Annotated in this window: 12 protein-coding genes; 2 read left to right on the forward strand and 10 right to left on the reverse strand. The window is 62.3% G+C overall.

Annotated features, from left to right (window positions below; genetic code table 11):
• Positions 1-19: 19 nt before the first annotated feature.
• Complete coding sequence (locus GX444_08335; protein ID NLH48598.1) at positions 20-391, forward strand: response regulator; 372 nt, start codon at positions 20-22, stop codon at positions 389-391.
• A gap of 58 nt (positions 392-449) precedes the next feature.
• Positions 450-1115 (forward strand): hypothetical protein, encoded by a 666-nt coding sequence (locus GX444_08340; protein NLH48599.1) that lies wholly within the window; start codon positions 450-452, stop codon positions 1113-1115.
• A gap of 2 nt (positions 1116-1117) precedes the next feature.
• Here the strand turns inward: GX444_08340 and GX444_08345 are convergent, their stop codons facing one another.
• The 10 genes from GX444_08345 to GX444_08390 all read right to left on the reverse strand — a co-directional run bounded on the left by GX444_08345 (position 1118) and on the right by GX444_08390 (position 12752).
• Complete coding sequence (locus GX444_08345; protein NLH48600.1) at positions 1118-1687, reverse strand: SIS domain-containing protein; 570 nt, start codon at positions 1685-1687, stop codon at positions 1118-1120.
• A gap of 29 nt (positions 1688-1716) precedes the next feature.
• A complete protein-coding gene (locus GX444_08350) occupies positions 1717-3504 on the reverse strand; it encodes a threonine--tRNA ligase (GenBank protein ID NLH48601.1) in 1788 nt (595 codons plus the stop codon).
• 68 nt (positions 3505-3572) lie between these two features.
• On the reverse strand, positions 3573-4646 hold the full coding sequence (gene prfA, locus GX444_08355) for a peptide chain release factor 1 (GenBank protein NLH48602.1): 1074 nt from the start codon (positions 4644-4646) through the stop codon (positions 3573-3575).
• A gap of 37 nt (positions 4647-4683) precedes the next feature.
• Positions 4684-5814: a DUF1385 domain-containing protein gene (locus GX444_08360; protein NLH48603.1), complete on the reverse strand. Its 1131-nt coding sequence runs from the start codon at positions 5812-5814 to the stop codon at positions 4684-4686.
• Positions 5815-5891: 77 nt separating this feature from the next.
• Positions 5892-6113: a 50S ribosomal protein L31 gene (gene rpmE, locus GX444_08365; protein NLH48604.1), complete on the reverse strand. Its 222-nt coding sequence runs from the start codon at positions 6111-6113 to the stop codon at positions 5892-5894.
• A 153-nt stretch (positions 6114-6266) separates the two neighbouring features.
• Positions 6267-7652, reverse strand: coding sequence for a transcription termination factor Rho (gene rho, locus GX444_08370; GenBank protein NLH48605.1), 1386 nt, complete (start codon positions 7650-7652; stop codon positions 6267-6269).
• Between the two features lie 269 nt (positions 7653-7921).
• On the reverse strand, positions 7922-8686 hold the full coding sequence (gene pgeF, locus GX444_08375; protein ID NLH48606.1) for a peptidoglycan editing factor PgeF: 765 nt from the start codon (positions 8684-8686) through the stop codon (positions 7922-7924).
• Positions 8679-9635, reverse strand: coding sequence for an RluA family pseudouridine synthase (locus GX444_08380; protein ID NLH48607.1), 957 nt, complete (start codon positions 9633-9635; stop codon positions 8679-8681). Before GX444_08380 ends, pgeF begins: the two co-directional genes overlap by 8 nt.
• 73 nt (positions 9636-9708) lie before the next feature.
• Positions 9709-10818 (reverse strand): hypothetical protein, encoded by a 1110-nt coding sequence (locus GX444_08385; GenBank protein NLH48608.1) that lies wholly within the window; start codon positions 10816-10818, stop codon positions 9709-9711.
• An 11-nt stretch (positions 10819-10829) separates the two neighbouring features.
• Positions 10830-12752 (reverse strand): HAD family hydrolase, encoded by a 1923-nt coding sequence (locus tag GX444_08390; GenBank protein ID NLH48609.1) that lies wholly within the window; start codon positions 12750-12752, stop codon positions 10830-10832.
• Positions 12753-12818: the final 66 nt, after the last annotated feature.

Below are 12818 nucleotides of genomic sequence, written 5' to 3' on the forward strand. Positions count from 1 at the left end.
CGCCGGGGGGGAAGCCGCCATGCCGGGCAAACAAGTTTTACTCATCGAAGACAACGAACTCAACATGCTGCTGGCAACCGAATTATTGCAGTTTGCCGGATTTGCCGTGCTCCAAGCCGGAACGGCCGAGGAAGGGATTCGGCTGGCGAAGCAAAACCGGCCGGATTTGATTCTGATGGACATCGCCCTGCCGGGAATGGACGGTCTTTCCGCGACGCGCGTTTTGAAGGCAGAGCCCGAGACCAACCACATCCCGATCGTGGCCATGACCGCGCATGCCATGCTCGGCGATAAGGAGAAGGCCCTGGCCGCCGGGTGCAACGGGTACATCACCAAACCCATCGACGCCCTGGAATTCGCCAATACGGTGGCCCGGTACATTCTGGCTTGAGCCGACCGCTTCCGATCCGGCCGCGAATGGAGTATGTTGAACGCGGAAGGGTATGCCGATGGCCAAGCGATCGATTGCCGGTTGGATAGTGATTGTCTGCTGTTTCTTCCTTGGACAGCCGTTTTTCGCGTTTGCGCAGGACGACGATTCCCCCGAGCCGCTGGCGACCGAGCAGGACGCGCAATTCACCCTGAGCAATCCGGTACTGGTCAATTCCCCGTGGGCGGTCGATTCGTTCGCCCAACACGGCGGCAACGTGCAGTGGTCGGCTTTCCAAGGCACCTTCCTGACCGGCGAACACGACCTGCTGCTGACCGGCGGTCTGACCAGTTGGCAGGATCGGCTCAACTTCGGCGGCGATCTGAGCACCGGGCAATTCAGTTCGACTCTGGCTTATCGCTACAACGGGATTCTCGGCGGGATCGTCCGGCCGGTGGCGCGTTTCACCGCCGGCGCCGGCCAATGGTACGATCAGGTCAACGGCCCCGGCTTTCTGGGTTATGGCGACGGTTGGACGGCCTTTGCGCGCCCGGAAGCGGGGTTGGAATTCGTCTATTCCGGCTATGGCCTCGGCGTAACCGTAAGTTACGTCAAAACCTACGACACCTACCAACTCATCATGATGCACGACGACAAATACACCGGTGGGCCGTTCGCGCCGCAACCGGGGCACAACAATCTCGATCAGTGGCTGCTGAACATTTACCCGATCATCGAAAAGTAGAATCAGCCGCGCCGCGCGAAGTTTTCTTCCAATAGCGCGCAGACGGCGTGCATGATCGCCGTATGCACTTCCTGCACCAGGTAGGTTTCCTTGACGCCGACCACGAGCGGCAGGTCGCAAAGTTCCGCGAGGCGGCCGCCGTCGCGGCCCAACAGGCCGATGACTTTCAGGCCCTTGGCTTTGGCGACGCGCGCCCCGGCCAGCACGTTCGGTGAATTGCCGCTGGTCGAGATCGCCCAGGCGATATCGCCCGGCTTGGCCAGCGCCTCGATCTGCCGGGCGAAGATTTCCTCGTAGCCGTAGTCGTTGGCGATGCAGGTGACGACCGAAGGATCGGTCGAAAGCGCGACGGCGGCCAAGGGCGCCCGATTGTCCCGAAACCGACCGACCAATTCGCCGGCCAGGTGCTGGGCATCCGCGGCGCTGCCGCCGTTGCCGAAAGCCAGCACCTTGCCTCCGCCGGTGAGCGCGGTTTCCAGCCAGGCCGCCGCCTGCAAAATCCGGGCTTCGTTCGCGGCAAAGAAGCGGATTCGCAAATCCGCGCCTTGATGGGCATAGGTCAACAGGTCCATCGCCGTCGCGCCTCCCGCTTTCGCCTGCCTTACAATTTATCCAGCGGATTGAGCGGCCGCGAATTGCGGCGCAAGCGGATTTCGTCGTCCAGCCAGGCGGCGAACTCGCGGAACGGCAGGGTCTGCTGTTCCTTGATGCCGTACCGGCGATGGGTGACCGCTTCCGCCTCTTTTTCACGCGCCCCGAGCACCAGCACGTTCGGCACTTTTTCGGTGGCGGCGTTGCGGATTTTTTTATTGAACGAGTCGCTCGAATCGTCGACCTGCACGCGCACCAGGCGTTCGTGCAGTTCGGCTTCCAGCCGATGGGCGTACTCGTACAAATCCGGCGCCACGGGCACCAGCCGCACCTGCACCGGCGCCAGCCAGGTGGGGAAGGCGCCGCCGTAATGCTCGATCAAAAAGCTGATGAACCGCTCGTGCGTGCCCAACGGCGCGCGGTGGATGATATAGGGGCGTTTTTCCTGGCCGTCGCGGTCGACGTACTTCAGATCGAATCGGAAGGCGCTGGTGAAATCGAGTTGGTTGGTCGAAGCCGTTTCCTCGCGGCCGATCACGTTGCTGACCTGGAAATCGACCTTCGGACCGTAGAAAGCCGCTTCGCCGGCCACTTCCTCGTAGGGCAGACCGATCTGCTTGAGCATTTCCCGCATGATGGCGATGGTCCGTTCCCACAATTCGATGTTGTCGACGAACTTGTCCTTGTTGATGTCGTGGATCGACAGCCGCACCCAATAGTTGTCCATGCCGAACAAGTTGTAATAGTACTTGTGCAGCTCCATGACCTTGATCAGTTCCTCGAGCAGTCTTTCCTCGTCGACGTACAGGTGCGCGTCGTTCATCGTCATGCCGCGCACCCGCAGCAGTCCCGCCAGCTCGCCGGATTTTTCAAACCGGTAAACACTGCCGTATTCCGTCAACCGCAGCGGCAGGTCGCGATACGAGCGAGCCACCTGCCGATAGATCATGTGATGGTGCGGACAGTTCATCGGCTTCATGTAGTATTCTTCGTCGTCGAGGATCATCGGCGGGTACATCGAGTCTTTGTAGTGCGCCAGGTGCCCCGACGTCCGGTACAACGCGGCGTTGGCCAGGTGCGGGGTGTTGACGAAGCTGTAGCCCTGCTTGAATTCCGCCTCGTACGCCAATTTCTCCAGTTCGCGCCGCAGGATGCCGCCGTTCGGCAGCCAGAGCGGCAAGCCTTTGCCCACTTCCTCGGCGATGGTGTAGATCTGCAGTTCCTTGCCCAGTTTGCGGTGATCCCGTTCCTGGGCGAGCGCCCGCCGCTTCTTGAACAGTTCCAGTTCCTCGCGGGTTTCAAAGGCCAACCCGTAGATGCGGGTCATCATGATGTTGTTTTCGTCGCCCCGCCAATAAGCGCCGGCGATCGTATCGAGTTCGAAGGACTGCGGATCGATCTGGTTCGTGTTTTCGACGTGCGGGCCCTCGCACATATCGGTGAACGCGCCCGACTGGTAGAAGCTGATGGCTTCGCCCGCGGCGATGTACTCGCGGCACATTTCCACCTTGTACGGTTCGTTGCCGCTCTCCAGTTTTTGCAGGGCTTCCTCGCCGGGCAGCTCAAAGCGTTGGAAGGCGATGTTCTGCTTCACCAGGTGCTTCATCTTCTTTTCGATCTTCGGCAGTTCCTCCGCGGTGATCGGCTCGGGAAAGACGAAATCGTAATAAAAACCGGTATCGACCGGCGGGCCGATGCCGAGTCGGGCCTGCGGATAGAGTTCCTTCACCGCGGTGGCCAGCACGTGGGAGAGGCTGTGACGAATGCGATACAGTTTTTCGTTGGTTTCTTTTTTCACGACGAATCTCCTTCTATCCCCATACCTCGGGGTTGAAGGTCACTATACCTTTTTTAGTGCGGTCGCTGTCAAGCTTTTGCGGCGCCTTTGAGCGCTTCGGCTTGGAAGTGGGCGATCAACGGATCGATCACGGGATTCAGACTGCCTTCCATGATGCGATCGAGATTGTAGAGGGTCAGGTTGATGCGGTGATCGGTCAGGCGGTTCTGCGGAAAATTGTACGTGCGGATGCGCTCGGAGCGATCGCCGCTACCGACCTGCGAGCGGCGCTCGGCGGACATTTTCGCGTCCTGTTCGGCGCGCATTTTATCGAGCAGGCGCGCCTTCAGAATCATCAGGGCCTTCGCCTTGTTTTTATGCTGCGATTTTTCGTCCTGGCAGATGACGACCAGCCCGGTCGGCAGGTGCGTCACGCGCACCGCGCTGTCGGTGGTGTTGACGCTCTGTCCGCCCGGCCCCCCGGCCCGCATGACGTCGATGCGCAAATCCTTTTCCGGCACGGAGACTTCCACCTCGTCCGGCTCCGGCAAAACCGCCACCGTGACCGCGCTGGTGTGAATGCGCCCCTGCGCCTCGGTTTCCGGCACGCGCTGCACGCGGTGTACGCCCGATTCGAACTTCAGGCGGCTGTACACTTTTTCGCCGCTGACCTGGCAGATGATTTCCTTGATGCCACCCAGGCCGGTGGCGTGCGACGACAGCTCTTCGATTTTCCAGCCCTGCTCTTCCGCGTAACGGCTGTAGAGGCGGAAGAGTTCCCCGGCAAAGAGCGCCGCTTCCTCGCCGCCCGTGCCGGCGCGGATTTCCAGCAGGATGTTCTTTTCGTCGTACGGGTCTTTGGGCAGCAGGAGAATTTTCAGGTCGGCGGTGAGTTTCTCGACTTCCTGTTCGAGCGGTTCCAACTCTGATTTTGCCATTTCGCGCAACTCCTCGTCCGTTTCCTGTTCGAGGATTTCGCGCGCGCCCGCGAGATTCGCGGTGGTTTTTTTATAGAGGCGGTAAACCGTGACGATTTTTTCGAGTTCGACCCGTTCTTTGTTGAGCTGCGCGTACTTGGCTTGATTGCCGTAGACTTCCGGGTCGGCGACCAGCCGGTTGAGTTCCTCGTAGCGTTCCTCAACCTCGTTCAATTTAGTGAACATCGGGTTCGTCCCTCATTCCGGCCGGCCGGCCGGCCGGCTATTGGATTTCGCACGAACCGCCGCGGAAAAACAATTCGGGCGTTCCGAGATCGGCGACCGCCGCGGAAAAATCGTCAAAAACGATTTCGCTGCTCTCGCCCACCGGCGCGCCGTCCTGCAGTTGCTTTTCGCGCCAGAGGCATTTTTTCAGGCTGAGAATCGAAATTTCCAGCATGTCGTCGGTCGGCCGGCGGGTGGTGATTTTCTGCGTCATCAGTCCGGGCCAGACGGCGGCGTGGAGCAGCGGATTGCGCGGGTACTTGGCCGCCAGCCGGATCAACTCGTAGGAAACGCCGGAGATCGGCAAGAGGAGCGGCAGCTTGATGGCGATGTACACCAAATGGCGAACGATCTTGGGCAACTCCGCCAATTTCGGCATGAACGGGAAGAGCAGCGAAAACAGCAGAATGCTCGACAAGAGCACGACGATCAGGAAGCTGGTGCCGCAGCGCGGATGCAGCGTCGATTGCGGCCGCACGTTCGCCAGCGTCAATTCCTGGCCCTGGTCGAAGGTCGCGATCGCCATGTGTTCGGCGCCGTGGTACATGAACGTGCGGCGGATGTCCTTGAGAAAGCTGATGCCCCAGATGTAGAGCAGAAAGACCGCCATTTTGATTACGCCGTCCACGAGGTGGAACGAGACCATATCGACGGTCAGTTCCCGGCCCAGCAGGACGCCCAGGTAAACCGTCGCCAAATGCGGCAGCACGACGAACATCGCCATGGCCATGGCCAGCGAAAACGTCACGGTCAGGGCGATCGACAGATTGCTGAGCGGTTTTTCGGGTTCCGGCGCGGCTTTCTCGGCGGGCGGCTCCGCCGCGCCGGCGGCCGCGGTTTTCTTTTGCTGCTCCTTGAGCTCTTCGCCCTCGGCGTAGATTTTCGCGGAGAAACTCAGCGCGCCGATGCCGTTCCACATCGATTCGATCATCACGATCGCGCCGCGCAGAAACGGCTTGCGCAGAAACTTCCAGCGGTCCCACAGGCTGATCCAGCGGTCTTCCTTGAGAACGATCCGGCCGTCCTCGCGGCGGCAGACCACCGCCATGCTGTTGGGCGAACGCATCATGATGCCTTCCAACAGCGCTTGTCCGCCCGCGCGCATCGGCTCCGGTTGCTTGGCTCCCATGTCGGCCGCTCCCTACGCTGATTAAACAAAACCCGCGTGCCGCACAAACCGGCACGCGGATCGATGAAGTCGCGACGCTATTGATTTTGGGACTTGTACGAGTCCTTGTACTTCTGCTTGAACCGTTCGACGCGGCCGGCGGTATCGATCAGCTTCTGCTTGCCGGTGAAAAACGGATGGCACATGTTGCAGATGTCGATGTTCAGCTCGGGGCCGCGGGTCGAATTGGTGATGAATTCGTTGCCGCAGGCGCACTTCACCTTGGTTTCCGTGTATTTCGGATGAATACCCTCTTTCATGATCTCTCTCCTTCCAGCCGGCGCCGGCGTTGTACGGCGCACGAACGAAGCAGCCCTATATCATGTTTTGTCCGGGTTTTGCAACCCCGTTGAAAAAGCCCCGGCGTGGGCCGGGGCGGGAAAATCCTTTTTGCCGGGAGGACTTACACCGGGCTATTGATTCATCAGCTCCATGAAGTCGGCGTTCGACTTGGTGCCCTGCATCTTGTCGAGCAGGAATTCCATGCTGTCGATCGTGTTGAGCGGGCTCAACACGCGCCGGAGCACCCACACCCGCTGCAAGGTGGATTGCGCGAGCAGCAGCTCTTCCTTGCGGGTGCCGCTGCGGTTGATGTCGATCGCCGGGAAAATGCGGCGGTCGGCCAACTTGCGATCCAGGTGGATTTCCATGTTTCCGGTGCCCTTGAATTCCTCGTAAATCACTTCGTCCATCCGGCTGCCGGTATCGACCAGGGCCGTCGCGATGACCGTCAGGCTGCCGCCTTCCTCGATGTTGCGCGCCGCGCCGAAGAACCGCTTGGGTTTGTGCAGGGCGTTAGCGTCCACGCCGCCGGAGAGGATCTTGCCGGAATGCGGCACCACGGTGTTGTAGGCGCGCGCCAGGCGGGTGATCGAATCGAGCAGAATGACGACATCGCGCTTGTGCTCGACCAGCCGCTTGGCCTTTTCCAGCACCATTTCGGCCACCTGCACGTGGCGGGTCGCCGGTTCGTCGAAGGTGGAGGAGATCACTTCGCCGCGGACGCTGCGCATCATGTCGGTCACTTCTTCCGGGCGCTCGTCGATGAGCAGCACGATCAGAATGACTTCCTTGTGGTTGCGCGCCAACGAATTGGCGATCGCCTGCAGCAACATCGTTTTGCCGGCTTTGGGCGGCGACACGATCAAACCGCGCTGGCCTTTGCCGATGGGGCACAAGAGGTCCATGATCCGCATGGAGTAGTTGTCGGCCTCGGTTTCGAGGTGGACCTGCTCCATCGGATACAGGGGCGTCAGGTTGTCGAAGAGGATTTTGTTGCGCGCCTGGTCGGGGTCTTCGTGGTTCATCGCCTCGACTTTGAGCAGCGCGAAATAGCGTTCGCCCTCTTTCGGCGGCCGGATCTGTCCGGCAATGGTGTCGCCGGTGCGCAGGTTGAAGCGCCGGATCTGGCTGGGGCTGACGTAAATATCGTCGGGGCCGGGCAGATAGTTGTAGTCGGGCGCGCGCAGGAAGCCGAAGCCGTCCGGTAGGATCTCGAGCACGCCTTCGCCGTAGATCAGGCCGTTGCGCTCGGTATGCGCTTGCAGCAAGGCGAAAATCAGGTCTTGCTTGCGCATGCCCGTGGCGCCCTCGACGTTCAGCTCCCGGGCGAGTTTCAGCAGCTCGTTGATCTTCTTCTTTTTGAGCGTCTTGAGGTTGATTTCCTCTTTCTTGCTCGAGGATTCACCCTTGCCCTTTTCCTCTTTTTCGCTGGGACCGGCTTCGTCGGCCGGCGGCTCAATCTTCTCTTTCAGGTTTTCCTCGAGATCCGGACCATCTTCGAACAGATCGTCAGCCATTGGTCACTCCGTTTGCTGTTACCTGCGAATACTCGGCGAAAGCTTTCACCGGCATCGCCGCGATCAATGGTAATTGGCCTGGGTATTCAAGACCAAATTATTGAAGCCTTTGCTTGAAGCTGATGCCTAGGAGCGAATCAACCGTTTTTTCTGTTTCGCTTATCAATCAATCAGGGGTTCAAGCTTAATCGGAAAAGCACACTTCAGGCTTGTATGGCGAATTATTGTAATCGCTCGCGGATTTTGTCAAGCACTTTTTCGTAGTGCCGTCAAGAGTTGCGAAGCACGGCGGAAAGTTGCCGTCCGGCGCGTCCGCCCGACCGCCGGTGCGAAAAAAACCTTTCATCTTCGGTAGTTGGACCGACTATCTCCACCGCCTCGGACTCCAAGCCCGCGCCAAGCAGATCGTTTAGCGCCATCAGGCGCAAATCGAGATGCGGTTTTCGGCGCCTGTCCGGCCAGATCACCCCGCCCAATTCGGGTCGTTCGCGGAGAAATTCGGCGGCCAGCGCGCGATCCACTTCATAGGCTCGCGGACCGATCGCCGGGCCGATCGCCGCCACGATGTCCCGCGGTTGGTAACGGAAAGCGCCGGTAAACCGTTCGATCGCCCGGCCGATCAACCCGGCCCGCAACCCGCGCCAACCGGCATGAATGACCCCGATCGCGCCACCGTCCCGCGAACCGAAAAGAATCGGCACGCAATCGGCGGTCAAAACGCCGATCGCCAGGCCGACCTCGTCGGTAATCACCGCGTCGCCTGGCTCGCCGCGCACCACGCCCGCCACCGGATGACGCACGCGACACACTTGGTCGCCGTGAATCTGCTGCGGCAGATACAGGCCGACTGCCCGCAGATCGGCCAGCACGCGCCGCTCGTTTTCGGCCAGGGCCGCTGGGGAGTCGCCCACCTGAGCGCCCAGATTCAGCGACGACAATTCACCCGAGCTGGCGCCGCCCACGCGGCCGTAAAACACGCCGGTCAAGCCGGCGGCTTCCAGCAAGGCGCTTTTCCATGACAACAATTCAGTCATGTGGATATCCCATCAGATTCAACAACGGCTGCAAATCCATGGGGACCGGCGCGGTGAACGCCAGCCGCGCTCCGGTCGCCGGATGGTCGAATTCCAGGTGGCGCGCGTGCAGCGCCGGTCGTTGCAGAGCCCGGCACGCCGCCCGCAAATCCTCGTCGGCGATGTGTTTGACGACGCGCCCACCACCGTAGGTTTCGTCGCCGGCCAGCGGCCAGCCGCTTTCGGAACAATGCACGCGGATTTGGTGCGTGCGCCCAGTCAACAGGGTGCAGGTGAGCAGACTGACGCCGCCCCGGCTCGCCTCGACCCGGTACAGGGTCGTCGCCGGACGCGCCTTCGCCGTGCGGCTGCTGATCTTTTTTCGTTCGGTGACGTGACGGCCGATCGCCAGATCGATCCGCCCTTCTTTCGTTTTAGGTTCGCCGATGACGACCGCCAGGTATTTTTTCGTAACCGTGCGGCCGGCGAACTGCCGTTGCAGTGAATGCGTGGCGGGGCCGGTTTTGCCGATCACCAGCAGACCGCTGGTGCCTTTGTCGAGCCGGTGCACGATGCCCGGCCGGTCGTCCACCTTTTGATCGGCCAGTTCGGGAACGTGAAACAGCAAGGCGTTCACCAGGGTGCCGTCCGGATTTCCCGCCGCCGGATGCACTACCATGCCGGCCGCCTTGTTCACCACCAGCAGATGTTCGTCCTCGTAAACGATATCGAGGGCCAGTTCCTGCGGCACCAGATCCATGGTCGGTCGCGGCGCGATCGCCGCCTCGATCCATTGCCCCTCGCGTAGCGCGGCGGCGGGTTTGGCGGCGTGGCCGTCGACGGTCACGCACCCATCCTTGATCAACTGCGCCGCGCGGCTGCGCGACAGCTCGGGCAACAGCAGCGCCAGGGCGTTGTCCAGGCGCCGGCCGGCCAGCGCGGCGGTCACGGCGAAACGGTGCGTTTCCATGCGGGCTATTGTATAGGATGAAGTCGGCTTCGCGCCAAGCGGGATTTCCCGCCGGATGAAAAAACGCGGGCCGCTACTCGCCGGCGGCGTTCAACCCTTGCATCAGCGCCAGCAGAAAATCGCGGTTGTCGGCCTGGGCATAGCGCATTTCCCCGCCCAGGCGCGAAAAACTCTTGTTGTATCGCAGGTAATAGTCCGGATTGTTTTCCGGCGGTTCGCCTTGCGACCAATCCCAGCGCGAAGGCGCCAGATCGACCACCGCGATGAAGTGATCGCCGAACGGCGCGCTGGTCTGCCGGGCCAAGTTGTAGGCCATCGACATCGACTTTTCGAAAATCATCGGGCTCATTACCGCGCTGCCGATCGACAGGTAGACGCCGCCGTCGATCCGGCCGACCGCCGCGGCGAAGGTCAAGAAATCGCGCTGCGCCGTCCGGCCGATCGCGGCGCCCAGATTCGCCGGATGGTTGTAGATAATGTCGTGACCGATCATCGGATGGCCGGTGAACGGAATCCCCGCCGCGAAGGCCTTGGCCTGCACGCTCCAGGAACGGAAGGGATGCGGAATCTCCCAGCGGCCCGGCGCGAGATCGAGCCGGCGCACGATTTGCAGCAAATCCAGCGCCGCCGCCGCCCGCTCCGGATCGTCCAGCAGCCGGGCCCGCGCTTCCGTTGCCAACTGTTCGGCGGCCGGAACCGACAGGCCTTCGTGGTGGATCAGCGCGCCGACCGATTCGCCGTAGCCCATGCCCTCGTAAGCGCCGACCGCCAGCGCCAGGTTCAGATACAGACCCGTTTCGCGCCAGTTGCCGAATTCGCCGCGCGACACGCCGCCGCGCACGTCCTCGCTGGTCGCGCCCTGGAAAGCGATTTCCCAATCGTGAATGACGCCGGCCCCGTTCGTGGCCAGGTGCGTGACCCAGCGCCGCTCCAGCAATTCGTTGAGCACCGGCGCCAGGCCGTTTTTAATCGTATGCGCGCCGAACGACAGCATCACCGGCCGGCCGTTCGCCAGGGCCCGGCGAATGCGCGTTACCGACTCGCCGACCAATTCACGCGCGACAGGCGACAGCTCGGGCGGCCGATCGAGCGTGACGGCGTCGCGGGGGATGAGTACCTTGTTGCGCCGCTCGGCGAGCGGTTTCATTTTCACCAGCGAGCGATCGAATTGCGGGTACGGCACGTTCTTTCTCCTTACTCCGCCACGTTGAGAAATCGGAGCAGCGCGGGCAGTTGCGAATAATCGGGAATGATCAGGTCGGCCCCGGCCCGCACCAGGCGGGCTCGTTTCGCCTCGTTCAGGCCGAAGCGCCGCAGTTCGTCGGTGGCGACGCCGATCGCGTAACCCCCGCGCTTGTGGGTTTCACGGATTTCCACCGGCCCGTCGCCGATCGCCACCAGCCCCGCCGGATCGCCGATTTCGCCGAGGATCCGTTCGATGACCAACCGCTTGGCCTCGTGACGCACGTCGCCGACCGCGCCGTAGATCGCGCCCGCGAACAAGCCGGCGTAACCCAACGCTTCGGCCTCCGCGACGACGTCCTGTTCGTCCGTACCGCTGGCCAGGTAGAGCCGGACGCCGGCGCGGCGCAAGGCCTCCAGCAGGCGGACGGCGTTTTTCACCGTGTAGTCGGCCAGCGAAAGCTCCGCCGCGTCGAACTTGGCGATGCGCCGCCGCACCACCGCCAGCAGCGCGTCGTTGTAGATTTTCTTGTAGCCGTGTTCGTCGAGCACGTCGGCTTCCGGCACGCAGCCGAATTCGCGCACCATGCGCGCCAGGCCCTGCATCTGGGCCAGCGTCTGGATGCCGGTCGATTTGTCGATGAAATCGCGGACGCGGTCGACGACCCGATGATAGAGCGAATCGTCGGCCGATTCGTAACGCGGGCCGAGAATCGCCCGGATCATCATCGGCTCCATGATCCGTTCCCAACCTTCGCGCAAGGTCGAGATCGTGCCGTCGTGGTCGAAGATCACATGCGTGACACGCGCCGGGGGCCGGCGGTCGCCGACCACCTCGAATTCCGTCCCCGGCAGATAGCGAACCCGCCGGATGTCCTCCGCCAGTTCGGGCCGATAAACGTAGTCGGGATCGGCGCCGGCCGCCAGAATTTCCGCCGGCGTCGCCGTGCCGGTCTGCCGCCACTTCTGCACGGTGACCGACGCCACGAGGTTGCCGAAGGTCGCCGCCTCGAGCACCGTCGCGCCAGCCGCCGTCGCGGCGGCCACGCCGGCCAGCAGCGAATCGCCAGCGCCGACCGGGTCCACCTTCCCGAAAATCTGAATGCCGGGAATTTCGCCGAGCCCGGTTTCGTCGCCGACCACCAGGCCGCGCGGCCCGCGCGTGACGAACACCGGCCGGCGATGCCGCGCGAACAACTCGCCCGCCGCGCGTTTCGTGTCCTCGAGCCGAATCCGCGCTCCCTCCGGATACGCCGCGCCGATCAAGTGCGCCGCCTCGCGATCGTTGATCTTCAGCCACGCGTCCGGGTAGGCCTCGCTGTGATGCCGGCTGTCGACGATGAACCGTTTGTCGGGCCGCGCCCGCATCAACGCGGCGAGTTCGCGCCGCAGGCGTTCGGTATGGATCCCCTGCGCGACCTGCTCGTTGACCACCACCAGATCGAGTTCGTCCAGGCGGGCGGCGAGCGCCGCGATCAGCCGGGCGGCGGTCTCGTCCGGCAGCCGGTTGAAGTTGCCGAAATCCAGGCGGTTGGTTTCCTCGTCGTTGCGGTGCGGCTTGATGTAGGCCGGTGTGGCCCACTGCCGCGCTTCCTCGAGCAAACCGTCCGTGACGGTGCCGGCTTCGGCGAGCAGCCGGCGCAATTCGCGGCCCCACGGGTCCGCGCCGCCGACGCCGAAGGCTTCGATGCGCCGGCAGCCGATGGCCCGCAAGTTGTTGACCACGTTGCCTGCGCCGCCCAATTCGCAGCGCTGTTCGGCCACGGGTTGCGTGGGCAGACCCGTTTCCAGGGAAAGCTCCGCCGCGCTCGGATCGAGAAACCAATACACGTCCAGGCAGAAATCGCCGAGAACGCCCAGGCGCGTCCGCTCGATCCGCGCCAACAGCTCTTGCAACCTCGGCAAGGCCAGCCCCGCGAATGATGGTTCGGTCATCGCCGCTCCGGCAAAGGTGTGTAATGGATACTTACGGCAGACGCGGGCGAAAAAAAAGGCCGGTAT

This window comes from Myxococcales bacterium, assembly GCA_012517325.1.
Taxonomy (GTDB): domain Bacteria; phylum Lernaellota; class Lernaellaia; order Lernaellales; family Lernaellaceae; genus JAAYVF01.